Source organism: Streptomyces sp. NPDC050535 (assembly GCF_044457665.1).
Taxonomy (GTDB): domain Bacteria; phylum Actinomycetota; class Actinomycetes; order Streptomycetales; family Streptomycetaceae; genus Streptomyces.
In genome coordinates, this window is record NZ_JBITHE010000005.1 from 380352 (window position 1) to 395705 (window position 15354).

Annotated in this window: 13 protein-coding genes; 9 read left to right on the forward strand and 4 right to left on the reverse strand. The window is 65.9% G+C overall.

Features of this window, described 5'->3' with window-relative positions; all coding sequences use genetic code 11:
* Positions 1 to 186: 186 nt before the first annotated feature.
* Entirely contained in the window at positions 187 to 1335 is a 1149-nt protein-coding gene (locus ACIBLC_RS14855) for an MrcB family domain-containing protein (RefSeq protein WP_399211308.1), read from the forward strand.
* A gap of 546 nt (positions 1336 to 1881) precedes the next feature.
* Here ACIBLC_RS14855 and ACIBLC_RS14860 read toward each other — a convergent pair.
* From ACIBLC_RS14860 to ACIBLC_RS14875, 4 genes are all read right to left on the reverse strand, one after another.
* Positions 1882 to 2988 (reverse strand): DNA cytosine methyltransferase, encoded by a 1107-nt coding sequence (locus ACIBLC_RS14860; RefSeq protein WP_399211309.1) that lies wholly within the window; start codon positions 2986 to 2988, stop codon positions 1882 to 1884.
* A complete protein-coding gene (locus ACIBLC_RS14865) occupies positions 2985 to 3737 on the reverse strand; it encodes an MAE_28990/MAE_18760 family HEPN-like nuclease (RefSeq protein WP_399211310.1) in 753 nt (250 codons plus the stop codon). Before ACIBLC_RS14865 ends, ACIBLC_RS14860 begins: the two co-directional genes overlap by 4 nt.
* Positions 3734 to 4813: a DUF262 domain-containing protein gene (locus ACIBLC_RS14870; protein ID WP_399211311.1), complete on the reverse strand. Its 1080-nt coding sequence runs from the start codon at positions 4811 to 4813 to the stop codon at positions 3734 to 3736. Before ACIBLC_RS14870 ends, ACIBLC_RS14865 begins: the two co-directional genes overlap by 4 nt.
* A gap of 524 nt (positions 4814 to 5337) precedes the next feature.
* Positions 5338 to 6219, reverse strand: a complete 882-nt coding sequence (locus tag ACIBLC_RS14875; protein ID WP_399211312.1) for a bifunctional DNA primase/polymerase — start codon at positions 6217 to 6219, stop codon at positions 5338 to 5340.
* Positions 6220 to 6616: 397 nt separating this feature from the next.
* Here ACIBLC_RS14875 and ACIBLC_RS14880 point away from each other — a divergent pair, with 397 nt between their 5' ends.
* The 8 genes from ACIBLC_RS14880 to ACIBLC_RS14915 all read left to right on the forward strand — a co-directional run bounded on the left by ACIBLC_RS14880 (position 6617) and on the right by ACIBLC_RS14915 (position 15335).
* On the forward strand, positions 6617 to 6925 hold the full coding sequence (locus tag ACIBLC_RS14880) for a hypothetical protein (protein WP_399211313.1): 309 nt from the start codon (positions 6617 to 6619) through the stop codon (positions 6923 to 6925).
* 290 nt (positions 6926 to 7215) lie between these two features.
* A complete protein-coding gene (locus ACIBLC_RS14885) occupies positions 7216 to 8532 on the forward strand; it encodes an acyl-CoA dehydrogenase family protein (RefSeq protein WP_399211314.1) in 1317 nt (438 codons plus the stop codon).
* Positions 8533 to 8591: 59 nt separating this feature from the next.
* Positions 8592 to 9806, forward strand: coding sequence for a bifunctional MaoC family dehydratase N-terminal/OB-fold nucleic acid binding domain-containing protein (locus ACIBLC_RS14890; protein WP_399211425.1), 1215 nt, complete (start codon positions 8592 to 8594; stop codon positions 9804 to 9806).
* Position 9807: 1 nt separating this feature from the next.
* Positions 9808 to 10890: an acyl-CoA dehydrogenase family protein gene (locus ACIBLC_RS14895; RefSeq protein WP_399211315.1), complete on the forward strand. Its 1083-nt coding sequence runs from the start codon at positions 9808 to 9810 to the stop codon at positions 10888 to 10890.
* Between the two features lie 107 nt (positions 10891 to 10997).
* Positions 10998 to 11393 (forward strand): MaoC family dehydratase, encoded by a 396-nt coding sequence (locus ACIBLC_RS14900; RefSeq protein ID WP_399211426.1) that lies wholly within the window; start codon positions 10998 to 11000, stop codon positions 11391 to 11393.
* Positions 11390 to 12616: a lipid-transfer protein gene (locus tag ACIBLC_RS14905; protein ID WP_399211316.1), complete on the forward strand. Its 1227-nt coding sequence runs from the start codon at positions 11390 to 11392 to the stop codon at positions 12614 to 12616. The genes ACIBLC_RS14900 and ACIBLC_RS14905 overlap by 4 nt, the downstream gene beginning before the upstream one ends.
* Positions 12617 to 12796: 180 nt before the next feature.
* The gene (locus ACIBLC_RS14910; protein WP_399211317.1) at positions 12797 to 13354 is read left to right on the forward strand and encodes a SigE family RNA polymerase sigma factor; all 558 of its coding nucleotides are present in this window, start codon (positions 12797 to 12799) and stop codon (positions 13352 to 13354) included.
* Positions 13355 to 13682: 328 nt separating this feature from the next.
* The gene (locus ACIBLC_RS14915; RefSeq protein ID WP_399211318.1) at positions 13683 to 15335 is read left to right on the forward strand and encodes a long-chain fatty acid--CoA ligase; all 1653 of its coding nucleotides are present in this window, start codon (positions 13683 to 13685) and stop codon (positions 15333 to 15335) included.
* Positions 15336 to 15354 lie beyond the last annotated feature (19 nt).

The following is a 15354-nucleotide window of genomic DNA, read 5'->3' on the forward strand; positions in this document are numbered from 1 at the left end:
AGGATCGCCGTTCGGAGTCGCCCGCAGCCGAAGAACACGCCGGTCAGAGGCAGTTACGGTTCGTGCCAGTGATCGGCCTTGACACCCGTCGCCGAGTCAGCAGGATAGACTTTTCGCCTCTCACTGCGCCGACCGCATCACGCTGCTGGCAGCCTCGTGGCGAGAGTGAGAGGCAGAAACGACGTCGTGGCGCCCACGCATCTCGATGTCAGTGCCTGCCGCTACGGTTCGGGCGTGGATGAACTCTTGAGTGAGGTGCTCGACCTTCAGAAGGTCTGGCAGGCCAAGAACACCGAAGAAATGCAGCGTCGTGGATTCGTCGTTCGTACCGAGATCCGCGACTGGCTGCGTGAGCATGCCGAGGCTCTCGCCGTAACCATGGAGATACCCCTCGACGATGTAAGGGTGGAGGGTAAGGACGGGGCTGGCCAGAGGGCTGAGGTCGCATGGACTCGCGTCTACTCGAAGAGCAGAGCCCCGAGCGCGACCGATGGTTGGTACATCGTCTATCTGTTCAGCGGCGACGGTGAACGCGTCTACCTGTCGCTCATGCAGGGCACGACCGAGTGGATCGCCGGCGAGCTCAAGCCCCGTGAGCCTGCCGCTCTGAAGAAGCGCATCGACTGGGCACGCCCGCTCATCGAGCAAGTTACTGCCGAACGTCCTGACCTGCTGACGGAGATCCGTCTCAATGCGCGCACCAAGCTTGGCAGGGGTTACGAGCCGGGCAACGTCGTGGCCATCGAGTACCAGCGCGATGCCATCCCCAACTCGGATGTCCTGAGCGAAGATCTGCTTTTCATGGCGCAGCTCTTGGGGCTCCTGTACAGGGCTGCGGACGACGCGACCCACCTTCCCGGCGATCTGCCGGTGGAGGTCCGAGAGGCAGTCCAGACCGCGGCGACCACGGCGAACCGCAGGAGCGCCCGCAAGGGCGGTCAAGGGTTCCTCCTGACCGCCGCCGATCGCAGGGCCATCGAGCAGCGCAGTGTCCTGCTCGCCACGGAGCACTACGAGGCCCAGGGGTGGATCGTGAAGGACGTCGGTGCCATCAAGCCGTACGACCTGCACCTGACACGAGGGGACGAGAAGCTTCACGTAGAGGTGAAGGGGACCACGTCCGACGGTAGCCAGATCATCCTGACGCGGGCGGAGGTCGAATGGCAGCGCAAGTTCGCGCCGGACAACGCCCTCACGATCGTCCACTCCATCGAACTGGATCGCACCGTCGAACCCGTGACCGCGACCGGTGGAGTCCTGCACTGCACCTCACCGTGGACCATCAAGGAAGAGACCTTGACCGTCATCTCCTACATCCACCGAACCGGACTGTGAGGCAGACAACTGAGCACGCTAGCGCGCCGGTGATCGGTGGACGAGCAGGCAGGTCGCTATTCCACGGATTACAAGATCATCGAAAGCAAGGGCGCGTCGCATCCTCGGCGGGGACCCGCCATCCACCCTGCATCACGAAATCGCACGTAAGGACGACTTCATCACGATCTCAGTGAGGGTTGCGGATTAATTTTACTGTAAAGCTCCCACGGTTGAATCATAATGCAGTATCCAGCCCTCGCTACTGAGTGGCGGTAGGCCTTTTTGGCAATTTACCCTTGTTCGGTATCTTCCCACTACGTGGAAAGATACCGTGTGCGAAATTACTGGAGAGAGAGAATTCCTTGCCAGACCTAGTGCAGATGCTCACCGACCACGTGGAGCGCGGCGAGTTGTGGACCTCGCACCTGGTGAGGTGATTGATGAGGCGGCCAGGCTCGTAGCAGGAGACGTGCAGGATCTGAGCGCGCTTGAAATGCAAAGAACGGACACCAGCAGAGTTGGGCAGCGTAAAAGACGGAGCCATAGCAACTGGCTGGCAGCGACCTAAAACAAGCAACCCAACTGCGCCGCACCGCTGGGTACCGGCTTCTCTGCAGCACCGGTCTCGTAGGCGCGTACATGGTCAGTGAGGCATTGCCCGATCACCTCTCCAAGACGTACAGGGACAGCGTTGCCAATCAACCGGCCCAGTCGGCTGAAGGTAACCTGCTCGTCCCGCCTGAGGAACTTATAATTCCGAGGAAACGTCTGCAGCATCGCTGCTTCACGGAGCGAGATTGCGCGATCCTGAGTAGGATGCCCAAAGCGCCCGTTCCCGTAACCAAAGCACTGCGTGGTGATGGTAGGCGCTGGTGCATCCCACTCCATGCGTCCATAGACGCTCGGGTAGGTTGAGCCGGTCTCTTTGCGGTGACAAGCAGCGATCAAATCCGGATCCCAGTCGCGCCAGGTACCTCCGGGCTTAGAAGCCTTGATTCGCTTCATGTTGATTTCACTGAGAGACGACGCGGTATGAAGGGAATCCCGAGAATGCTGTCCCCCTGCGGTAATGGGGGGTAGCTTACCGATCTCGTCGCGAACGGTTCTGGGGGATTGCACGAACTGTGGCGTGAGGTCTAGCCCGTGCCCACCAAGCTTGGAAGCCAAAAGAACAAGCCGCTTGCGTGATTGCGGAACCCCGATCTTCGTGCACTCGACCTTTGCCCAGCTTACAGAGTACCCGCTCAGTGATTCCAGGAATTCCGAAAAAACTTCGTGGTCCGCAAGCTGTACAACATTTTCCATGGTGACGAGATCAGGCTGCAGATCGGCAACGATGGAACCGAAGTTTAGGACGAGCCGCCAATCCATGCCTCGCTTTTTACTTCGACCCTTTTGGCTGTAAGTTGAAAAAGGCTGGCACGGCGCACATCCGGCTAGGAGTGAGTACTTCCCCTCCGCAAGATAAGGCTCAAGATCAACGGCCTTGAGATCTTTAACGTCCCGTTCAATGAATGGTGCCGAATTATTTGCTTCAAACGGATAGCGGCAATGCGGGTCTAGGTCGACGCCGGCCGTGACGTTGATACCGCTGCGCACCAGACCATGAGTGAGCCCTCCTACACCGCAAAACAGATCAACCGCTGAAATGTCAGGGGGGGCGTCACTCATGCCGTATCACCGCTTGGTCTGCTATCTGGTCGGAGAAAACTATGGGAATCGATATAGTCTCTAAAACATGCGATCACTTCACGTAGGTAGTCCTCCACGCACTGTGACATCTCCCGCAACTCGCGCACTACAACACCATCCGCGCAGTCCACGAAGGAGATCGAACCGTGAGCTAGGCCGTTCCTGCGGCTTTTGACCAGTTGGAGTGGCCCGAGCCCATCCCGTCGCTTCCGCTTAACGCTGGCTTGCGTCGTTACAGTCAGCGACAACGGGCAACCCAGCCGCTCGGCCATCTTGTAGATTACCTCATCGTCCCAGTTGCCTCCGCCACCGACGTCTATGACGAACGGCTTGACGGGGAGCTGCTGAACAATGTGCGTACTCATCTCAAGTGCGTGTTTCAGGCGACTCGGGGCAGACATGTCGGCATGAGTGCGAGCGGTGGACCTGACCCACTCCTGCAGAAGATGGTCGTTTAATTGATGTGGCTGCCACGCCCTCGCAGAGGAAGTCGCTTCAGTTAGCTCAGAGACGCATCTCGCCATCGTTGCTTCAACCAGGTTGTAAAGCTGCAGGTAGACGCTCGAATAAAGGATCCTCTGCTGCTTAGCCGTGATTCTATATTCAGACACGGCAAGGCGAGGAATGCCGCTTTGGGTAGCCTCTTCGAGCTTTTCGAGGAAGTCGATGTAAGAATCAACCTCACTGAATCGTTCCTCGAAGAACGGAAAAAGGTCTGCAGTGCTCACGCTTCCACCAGCTTATCGCGCACGAAGCCGATTCGCCCCTCCAAGCGCGACCGGGCATTTGCTCCGTCAGATCCTGTGATCTCTACGAAACGCTCGCTTGTGAGCCACTCGATGACATTGAATCGCTCTCGCCCGAAATCCTTGATCTCGGGCCGCTCTTGCAATGCCTGATATGAGCCGAGAATGATGGATTCGTACCGTGCGCGAGGCGTAGCCCTGCCATTCGATGCCTTGCGGAAGCCGTAGGGAAATACCCTTTCCACGAACTCCAATGTCTCGCGGAAACGCCGACTGTAGGAGATTGACAGGGTCGAATCAGTCGCAAACGCGAGATTCATCTTCCTCGCATATTTAAAAATAAAATCAGACGGGCGATCTTTGTAGTCGACAAGGCCATCCCCGTAGGCAAAGAACCGCGTCACCAGTTCGTCATACCCACGCTCGTCTTTTTGCTTCTTGCTCATCGGGGCGAGAGAGTGAAGAAGCTGATTGTCGGCAAGCTCAATCACGAGGTCTAGGAATGGGCCGGCTAGCGCTCCACGCCTGACTTCGGCCTTATTTGCGATCTTGCTGCCAGTGTTGATCCGCTCGAACATGTCCAGTCGGGCCGGTTCGTCAGCATGCTCGTTGAGGACAATTCCCCTGATCGACTTGTTCTTGATCTTCCTCTGGCGTGATTCAGGAAGATCCGTGAACCTAAAGCCGGAAATATACGGTAGTTGATCGAGATCTCCGAGGCGGAAGTCACCGAGGATGAACTCCTCCAACGTCCGGAGCCGTTGGGACCCGTCCACGACCTCTAGCTTGCCGGTGTCCTCCATCTCCCAGAAGAACACAAAGGGGATGGGCAATCCCATGATGACCGATTCGAGAAATTTCGACTTGCGCTCCGGCTCCCAGGTGAACGCTCGCTGGTAGCGAGGCACGACGTACTCGTTCGCCCGCATCTTGCTAGCCAGGATCTCGATCGTGTATTCGGTGATGTAAAAGTCGATACGCTTGGATTGCTCGACGATCTGCTGCTCAGCAGCCGCCTGCTCTTCCGGGCCGATCAGGATGTCACCGTTCGTCATCATTCATCCCCACCTACGCGCTCCGCGATGTCGACTAGCCCACCTGATACACGATCATGCCACGCACTGTCAGGTCGTTTCCAAGGTTCACCTCCGCTGCCTGCTGCGCGTTGCCCGCGGCGGCTGCACAGTGCAGCTAGGCGCAGGCCGATTGTCTGCGGTCGCAGCAGTAAGTCATCCCGACCACCGTCTCGTTTGGTGAGCGGATCTCATGGGCCACCTGTGGGCCAGCGGATAGGTCGAGTATCGCCACAGCAGCGTTCGAGCAGGTCAGATGAGGTGCCGACGAGGTCAGAGTGACGCTCTTGAAAACCGTCGTGGCAGCGATGTCACCGTGGGTTCAAATCCCACACCCACCGCAGGTGAACGGCCCCCCGACCAAGTGCATTGGTCGAGGGGCCGTTCCTGTTCCCGCAGTTGAGCGGGCGGGGCAGGCGGGTCGCGTCAGCCTCGGGAGGTCTCGGGCTCCGGGGTGATCCGGGTCCGTGGCCACTTGATGGCGACGTCGAACCGAGTCGCGTGGGCGTTCACGTCCGGTTTCCTGTCATCCGGGCCGCCGAGGCCACCGTTGACCGGGCCTCGCGGAGGGTGAGGCCGGTGTGGACGGCCGCGTCGATGAGAGCGGGGGTCAGGGCCGGGCCGATGCCGTTCTCGTAGGCGCGGCAGGCCGCCCAGAAGAGACGGGTGTTGCGTTGGCCCGCGTGGGCCGCCAGGACGAACTGGATCAGGCCCTGGCCCTGTCCGTGTACGTCCGCCGGTGTCGAATCCGTCGGCTTGGCGTGCCGTGGTGGCGGCAGGAGAAGCCGTAGCAGGGCCGGTGGACAGGGTGCGGGCGCCAGATGGGCGGTGCCCGGGGCGGTGCTGTAGGCGCCGTGGTCGGTACGGGAGCCGGGGCCGACGAGGTAGCCGCCGGCGCCGCGGACGTCGATACCGGGGGCCAGTCGGCTCGCCGAGTTGGGGACGGCCACGTCCGGCGGCCCGCTCAGCCACAGGTGGCGGCCGCCGCTCGGGGTGAGGACGACCACGGTCTCCGGGATGGTGAACAGGTGCCGCAGCGCCAGCTCGCGCAAGGCCGCGGACGACTCCGTACCGGACTTGGTGTCGAGGTCGATGCCGATCAGGTGGTACGGCGGCAGGCCACAGGCGATGCCGTAGCCGGTGGCCCAGGGGGCGGCCGTGAAGAGCGATCGAATGCGGCGTGGGTCGGTCGAGGCGTCGTACACGCCGTGTCCGAAACGGCCGCACTCGCCGTGGCAGACGGGCAGGCCGGCGGGGTCGATGCGGTGGGGGGAGCGGAGCGCTGGGAGCTTCGTGCGGGACAGCGGGATGACCGCGAGGCCGCGCTCGGCGGCGGACAGTGCGTGGGCCAGGGCCATGGTCGTGGCCTGCCGGTCGGTGGTGGTGGCCATGCCTCCATGTTCGTACGAGTGTTCGAAAAAGGGAAGGGGGTTCGGTGAGGCATCGAAGCGGTGGGGGGTGTTTCGGGGATTACGGGGGAGATTGGCGGAAAAAGTGCTGAAACGCTTCATCCCGTGCGGCGCCTGTCGTCCGAGCCCGCATCGCGACCCTGACCTGCGAATTCAAGGCAGACGTGATGGGCGGAAGGTCGCGAAAGGGGTTTATCGACTTGTCCTCACGCTTCAGGGGGAATCGGTGCTTCCGGGGTGGTTCGCCAGGGGTTCGGTGGGCAACTCTGGAGTCGCGACGTCGTGCACATCACCGAGGCGGTCGGCCAACTGCCTTGGGACAAGCCGTACTTCCCGGTTCACGCCGGTGCGTACAACTGGTTCTTCTGGAGGAATTCACATGGCAAGCATCCGTACCGCCCGCGTCCTCGCCGCCGTCGCAGCTCTGCCTCTCGCGGCCACCCTCTTCACAGGGGTCGCGGCGGCGGACAACGGCGCCTTCGCGGACGACGGATCGAACGCGGCGGTGGCGACCGTCAGCGGCAGCGGTGTCGGTGGCGACAACTTCGGGAACTCGTCCACCACACAGCAGCAGGCGGTCGGCTCAGGCGCCTCGAACCAGAACAACACGGCCCAGGTGAACGGCTCCGCGTTCACGGCCATCGACCAGTCGAACAACGTCGTCAACTTCACCAACCTCTGGTGGTGAGCCCCGGGCCGATGCGCTCACATCGGCCCAATGACCCCCGTGCGGGGTTGTGCTCTACGGGGTTGTAACGCGTCTGCGCGGCGGTGCTTCGGTGCCGTCGCGCAGACGTTTTCGTGTCTCCACGCGCGCGTGCCCATATGTGGACGCCTATGCGCTCGGGGGGTGCCCAGGGGCGGTGCTCGGGTACGGGCGGAGAGGGTGCCGATGCGGGTTCCGTGACCTTGACAGTCGGCATTGTCTGACGGACAGTCAGAAACCCTTGTTCGTACGAGGTCCGGGAGGCCGCCGCCGTGCACCTCGCCCCCACCGAACGCCAGCAGCGCCTGCGCGCCGAACTCCGTACTTACTTCCGCGACCTGATGCCCGACGGCCCACCGCCCGCCGACGACCCCGACAGGCAGCGCGCGTTGCTGCGCCGCATCGGCGCCGACGGACTGCTCGGGCTCGGTTGGCCCGTCGCGTACGGGGGGCAAGGGCGCGGCGCTGACGAGCAGTTCGTGTTCTTCGACGAGGCATACCGGGCCGGTGCGCCCGTGTCGATGGTCACGTTGAACACCGTGGGACCGACGCTCATGAAGTACGGGAGCGAGGAACAGAAGGAGTTCTTCCTGCCCCGCATTCTGAGCGGCGATCTCGTCTTCGCGATCGGGTACTCGGAGCCCTCGGCGGGGACGGATCTGGCCTCGCTGCGGACGCGGGCGGTGCGGGTGGGTGGGGGGGCCGTTTCCTCGGGCCCAGGGTCTCGGCCGGGCGCGGCCGAACCCGGGGTGGGGGCGGGGGTCGGGGGAGACGGCTCCGCCGCAGGTGGGGGTGGTTCCGGCGCCGTGGGTGTCGGCACCAGCACCGGCGTCGGTGGTGGTGCCGGCGGTGACTGGCTGATCGACGGGCAGAAGATCTTCACCTCCAACGCCCAGAACGCCGACTGGATCTGGCTCGCCTGCCGGACCGCCCCGGACGCGCCCAAACACCAGGGCATCTCCATCATCCTCGTGCCGACGGACGCGCCCGGCTTCTCGTGGACGCCGATCGAGACGGTGGGCGGGCTGACGACGACAGCGACGTACTACGACGGGATCCGCGTCCCGGCCGCCAACCTCGTCGGCGAGGAGAACGGCGGCTGGGGACTCATCACCAACCAGCTCAACCACGAGCGGGTCGCGCTCGCCGCGATCGGCATGCAGGCCGAGGACTTCTACGCGGCCGCGCTGAAAGCGGCGCGTACACCCGATCCGGTGACCGGTCGGCGCAGGGTTGACGAGCCGTGGGTGCGATTCCAACTGGCTGAGGCGCATGCCCGACTGGCGGCATCACGCCTGCTCAACTGGCGTTTGGTGGGAGACGTGGGGGCGGGCCGGCTGGCGCCTGGCGACGCGAGCGGCGTGAAAGTGGTGGGAACCGAATCGGCGGTCGCGGTGTACCGAATATGTCAGCAAATTGTCGGAGCGGATGCTCTGGTCCGCTCCGGTTCGCCGGGGGCGTTCGGGGACGGCGAGCTGGAGCGGATGAACAGGGCAGCGCAGATCAATACGTTCGGGGGCGGGGTGAGCGAGGTGCAGCGGGAGATCGTGGCGACCATGCGGCTCGGGATGCGGAGGGGCCGGCGGTGAGCGACATGAACGACAGGAGCGACAGGAACGACAGCGATAGGAAGGACGAGAGCGATGAAATGGCGGTGGCGACCGATGCCTTCGAGGAGCGACTCAGGGCGTACGAGGGACGCGCGGCCGCCGTCGCGGGCGTGGGCAAGGACCCGGTCAACGAGCCGATGATCCGGCACTGGTGCGAGGCGATGGGCGACACCAGCCCGGCGTACGCGGGGCCGTACGCCATGGCGCCGCCCACCATGCTCCAGGTGTGGACGATGGGCGGCCTCTCCGGGCACACGGACCGCTCGGACGCATACGACGAACTGCTCCGGCTGCTCGACGACTCCGGGTACACCTCAGTGGTCGCCACCGACTGCGAGCAGGAGTATCTGCGCCCGCTGCGACCCGGAGACGAGATCACTTTCGACGCGGTGATCGAGTCGGTCTCCGCGCGCAAGACCACCAAACTGGGGACTGGGCACTTCGTCACGACACGGATGGACGTTCGGGCAGGCGGCGAACCCGCGGGGACCCACCGGTTCCGGATCCTCAAGTACGCCCCGGCACGGAATCGGCAGCCGGCCGAGACGACCCGGCACCGCACCGGGACGACACCGCAGCCGAGCGAGATGACCCGGCACCGGACCGTGGCGACCCGGCAGCCGAGCGAGTCGACACAGCAGCGGTCCGATACGACCTGGCACCGCACCGATACGACCCCGGACCAGTCCGATACGACCCTGGACCAGTCCGTTATGACCTCGCACCGGTCCGATACGACCTCGCACCGCACCGAGGTGACACAGCACCGGACCGAGAAGACAGGGCAGTCGACCCGGGTGTCGCGGGCGAAGCCAGGGGACAGACGGCCGCGGCCGGTGATCAACCGGGACAACGCCGGCTTCTGGGAGGGCGTGGGCCGACATGAGCTGCTGATCCAGCGCTGCGACGGCTGCGCCACGCTGCGTTTCCCCTGGCTGCCTGGATGCAACGCATGCGGCTGCCTGGAGTGGGACACGGTCGAGGCGAGCGGCGACGGCACGGTCTACTCGTACGTCGTCATGCACCACCCGCCCTTCCCGGCCTTCGACCCTCCCTACGCGGTCGGCCTGATCGAACTGTCCGAGGGCGTGCGGATGGTGAGCAACGTAGTGGGTGTGCCGTACGACAAGGTGCGCATCGGGATGCCCGTGCGGCTCGGATTCCAGCGCTACGACGACGAGTTGGAGCTGCCTGTCTTCCGGGCCGGTGACACGGGTGACACCGATGAGGCTCGCGTGGACGGGGGCGGCTGACATGGACTTCACGCCCACCGAGGAGCAGGCGGCGGCCCGCGATCTGGCCGCGCGGATCTTCGGCGACCTCTCCACACACGAGCGGCTCGCCGCGGCCGGGACCGGCAGTGACGCCGAGCTGTGGAAGGCACTGTGCGCGGCCGGACTGATAGGAGCAGTGGCGGATACCGGGCTGCTCGGCCTGGTGCTGCTGCTGGAGGAGCAGGGGCGCGCCACGGCACAGGTGCCGTTCGCGGCGAGCTGTGTGTATGGGCTGCTGACGGTGGCGGCCCACGGTTCACCGGAGCAGCGGGAGCGGCTGCTGCCAGGGATCGCCGACGGGACGGTGGTGGTGAGCGGAGCGCTTCCCGGGCCGGGGGCAGCCGTACGGACAGCAGGGCCGGGCGCGACAGGTGCGGGAGCGTCACGAGCCGTACGCATGCCATCCCAGGGGCAGTTGACCGGCATCTTCCCCGTGGTGCCGTGGTTGCGGGACGCCACCCATGTGCTGGTCGCGGACGACCGGCGCCGGCTGTGGCTGGTGCGGACCGCCGAGGCGGTGTGCGAGCCGGTGGAGCTGACGGCGCCCTGGTCGGCGGGGCGACTGACTTTTGAAGGGACGCCGGGCGAGCGGCTCGGCGGTGACGGTGCGTACGACGACGTACTCGCGACCGCACGTACCGCCTTCGCCGGACTACAGGCCGGAGTGTGCGCGGGATCGCTGGCCCGAGCGGTGGAGCACACCAACGCGCGCGAGCAGTTCGGTCGTCCGCTCGCCGCCAAGCAGGGAGTCCAACTCCGCGCGGCCGATGCCCACATGGACACCGAAACGATACGGGTGACGGCCTACGAGGCCGCGTGGCGTCGCGACGAGGGCCTGGCATACGCGACCCAGGCCCTGACAGCAGCCTGGTGGGCGTCGGAGGCGGGCCAGCGCGTGGTACACGCGGGCCAGCATCTGCACGGCGGAACGGGGGCCGACCTGGAGCACCCCGTGCACCGGCACTTTCTGTGGGGACGCCAACTGGACGCGTACTTGGGATACGGAGGCGAAGTGCTCCAGGAACTGGGGGAGTTGATCGTGAGCGACGGGGCGGAGACATGAGGCCTGGGGAAGTGAGGCCTGGGGATACGAGGGACACGGCCAGCGATCCGAAGGTCAGCGACGTGAAGATCGGCGAAGGGAGGCTCGGCGGAGGGAGAGTCAGCGACCTGAGGGTCGGAGACGCGCTCCCCCCGCTGGAGATCGAGATCACCCGCACGCTGATCGTGGCCGGAGCCATCGCGTCGCGGGACTACCAGGACGTGCACCACGACGCGGAGCTGGCGCGGCAGAAGGGTTCCCCCGACATCTTCATGAACATCCTGACCACCAACGGACTGGTCGGGAGGTACGTCACGGACCGCTTCGGACCGGGCGCGATTCTCCGCAAGGTGGCCATCAGGCTCGGGGCACCCAACTACCCGGGCGACACCATGGTGTTGACCGGTTCGGTGGAGGAACTCGCGGGCGACACGGCGACGGTGCGGATCATCGGGGCGAACGGCATCGGCAGACATGTGACCGGCACGGTGACGGTCACTCTTCCGTCCGGGGAAGCGTCATGAGCGTACGGACGCGGGACACCCTGGGAGGGCGGGCCGCGATCGTCGGGATCGGGGCCACCGAGTTCTCCAAGGACTCGGGGCGCAGTGAGCTTCGGCTGGCTGTCGAGGCGGTGCGGGCCGCGCTCGACGACGCGGGGCTGACGCCAGGTGACGTGGACGGGATGGTCACGTTCACGATGGACACCAGCCCGGAGATCACTGTCGCCCAGGCGGCCGGCATGGGGGAGCTGTCCTTCTTCTCGCGCATCCACTACGGGGGCGGGGCGGCCTGCGCGACTGTCCAACAGGCGGCGCTCGCGGTTGCGGCCGGGGTGGCGGAGGTCGTGGTCTGCTATCGGGCGTTCAACGAGCGGTCGGGACGCAGATTCGGGTCCGGGGTGCAGCGGCGGGAGCCGTCGGCGGAAGGGGCGGCGCTCGGGTGGGCCCTGCCGTTCGGGCTGCTCACACCCGCGTCCTGGGTGGCGATGGCGGCCCAGCGGTATCTGCACACGTACGGGCTGACACCGGAGGTGTTCGGCCAGGTCGCCGTCGTGGACAGGAAATACGCGGCGACGAACCCGGCGGCCTACTTCCACGGCAGACCGATCACGCTCGCCGAGCACGCGGCCTCGCGGTGGATCGTGGAGCCGCTGCGGCTGCTGGACTGCTGCCAGGAGACGGACGGCGGCCAGGCACTGGTGGTCACCTCGTTGGAGCGGGCCCGCGATCTGCCGCACCCTCCCGCGGTGATCAGGGCCGCCGCCCAGGGCGCGGGCCGGGGGCAGGAGCAGATGACCAGTTTCTACCGGGACGACCTGACAGGGCTGCCGGAGATGGGCGTGGTGGCGCGCCAGCTGTGGCGGACGGCCGGGCTGACCCCGGCGGACATCGACGTGGGCATTCTCTATGACCACTTCACGCCGTTCGTGCTGATGCAGCTGGAGGAGTTCGGGTTCTGCCCGCCGGGACAGGGAGCGGAATTCGTCGCCGAGGAGCGGCTGCCGCTCAACACGCATGGCGGACAGTTGGGGGAGGCGTATCTGCACGGGATGAACGGCGTGGCGGAGGCGGTACGACAACTGCGGGGGACGGCGGTGAACCAGATACCGGGCGCCCGCCACACTCTCGTCACCGCGGGCACCGGCGTTCCCACATCGGGGTTGATCCTGGGGGCGGACGCGGGCTCCGGTGCGGGTTCCCAGGACGTCGGTCGTCCGCGGAGTCGGCCTGGGGGCGCCGGGTGACTGGTTCCGTCCCGCGTACTACCGCCGTAGTCCTCTCTCAGGGGTGAACCCTCAGGGTGCAGGACCCGCTCGTCCACCTTCAGGAGGTGGGGGGAGCCCCCCACCTACAACCTGAGGCGGACACCGCTTCGGGACCTGCGGCCGATCCGCGAGAGTAGGGGTCGATCCTAGCGTGGAGCCATGACCACACCCGTCTGCACCAGCGCTTCGAACGCCGCGACGCGGACCCTTCCGTACGCGCCTTACCCGTCGTTCGCGTCGTACGTGAAGGCACGCCAACCGGTGCTGCTGCGTACCGCACGGTCACTGACCGCGAACCCGTGCGACGCCGAGGATCTGTTGCAGACCGCGCTCACGAAGACGTACGTCGCGTGGGAGCGGATCGAGGACCACCGGGCGCTCGACGGTTACGTACGGCGGGCGCTGCTGAACACGCGGACGTCGCAGTGGCGCAAGCGCAAGGTCGACGAGTTCGCGTGCGACGAGCTGCCGGAGCCGCAGGGGGCGCCTGTCGGGGATCCCGCCGAGCAGCAGGCGCTGCACGACGCGATGTGGCGGGCGATCATGAAGTTGCCGGCACGGCAGCGGGCGATGGTCGTCCTGCGGTACTACGAGGATCTGAGCGAGGTACAGACGGCAGAGGTGCTCGGCGTCTCCGTCGGGACGGTGAAGTCGGCGGTGTCGCGTGCGCTGGGCAAGCTGCGGGAGGACCCCGAGCTGGAGCCCGTACGGCAGTGACCCCGGCAGGGTCGGCCGTCCCCGGGCACCCACCAGGATCCGCCCGACGCCCGACGCCCGACGCCCGACGCCCGACGCCCGACGCCCGACGCCCGACGCCCGACGCCCGACGCCCGCCCACTGGCCCCGGCTCTCACCGTTGCCCCCCGGCCCCCCGGCCCCCCGGCGTTTCGGCCTCCCGGCCTCCCGATTTCCGGAAGATCATCGCGACCTTGATCGATTACCTTGATCGATCATCCCGGCTACTAGTGACATACCGTTCGGTATGTGCGCAGAATCAGCGCACCCCTTACCGCCTCGTAGGCAATGTCGCCCCGGGAGGAACGCTGTGTTGAGCACGATGCAGGAGGTACCACTGCTGATCTCGAGGATCCTGGCCCACGGGTCGGCGGTCCACGGATCATCGCAGGTGATCACCTGGACCGGCGAGGGAGCGCCCCAGCGGCGTTCCTACGCCGAGATCGGCGCCCGAGCCGCACAGCTCGCGCACGCCCTGAGCGACCTCGGAGTGGAAGAGGGACATGCGACAGGGACGCTGATGTGGAACAACGCCGAGCACGTGGAGGCGTATTTCGCGATTCCCTCCATGGGCGCGGTCCTGCACACGCTCAACCTCCGCCTCCCCGCGACGCAGCTCGCCTACATCGTCAATCACGCCGCCGACCGCGTGATCATCGCCAACGGTTCGCTGCTTCCGTTGCTCGCACCGCTCCTTCCCCACCTGCCGACGGTCGAGCACGTCGTGGTTTCGGGGCCCGGTGACCGTTCGCTGCTCGACGGGGCGACGGCGCGGGTGCACGAGTACGAGGAGCTGATCGCGGGCAGGCCGACCAGCTTCGACTGGCCGGAGCTGGACGAACGTACGGCCGCGGCCATGTGTTACACGTCCGGCACGACGGGCGACCCCAAGGGCGTCGTCTACTCGCACCGTTCCGTCTACCTGCACTCCATGCAGGTCAACATGGCCCAGTCGATGGGGCTCACCGACCGGGACACCACGCTTGTCGTCGTCCCGCAGTTCCATGTCAACGCCTGGGGTCTGCCGCACGCGACCTTCATGACCGGCATCAACATGCTCATGCCGGACCGCTTCCTCCAGCCCGCGCCGCTCGCCGAGATGATCGAGAGCGAGAAGCCGACGCATGCCGCGGCCGTTCCCACCATCTGGCAGGGTCTGCTCGCCGAGCTGACCGCCAAACCCCGGGACGTCTCCTCGCTCACCCAGGTCACCATCGGCGGCTCCGCCTGTCCGCCCTCGCTCATGGAGGCCTTCGACAAGCTGGGCATGCGGGTCTGCCACGCCTGGGGCATGACGGAGACGTCCCCGCTGGGCACCATCGCCCGGGCGCCGGCGCATGTAGTGGGCACGGACGAGGAGTTGGCCTACCGGCTGACGCAGGGCCGTTTTCCGGCCGGCGTCGAGGCTCGCCTCACCGGGCCCGGCGGCGAACGGCTCCCCTGGGACGGCGAGTCCGCCGGCGAACTGGAGGTCCGCGGCCCCTGGATCGCGGGCGCGTACTACGGCGGCCCCGGTGCCGAACCGGCCCGACCCGCCGACAAGTTCAGCGAGGACGGCTGGCTCAAGACCGGCGATGTCGGCACGATCAGCTCCGACGGCTTCCTGACGCTCACCGACCGAGCCAAGGACGTCATCAAGTCGGGCGGCGAGTGGATCTCCTCGGTCGACCTGGAGAACGCGCTGATGTCCCACCCGGACATCACCGAGGCCGCCGTCGTCGCCGTCCCCGACGACAAGTGGGGCGAGCGTCCCCTTGCCACCGTCGTCCTCAGGGAAGGCGCCACCGCCGACTTCGACACCCTCCGCGCCTTCCTCGCGGGCGAAGGGAAGATCGCCAAGTGGCAGCTCCCCGAGCGCTGGACGATCATCGAGTCGGTTCCGAAGACGAGCGTCGGCAAGTTCGACAAGAAGGTGCTGCGCCGGCGGTACGCCGCGGGTGAGCTGGATGTGACGCAGCTCTAGCAGTTCCGGCAAGGGGCTT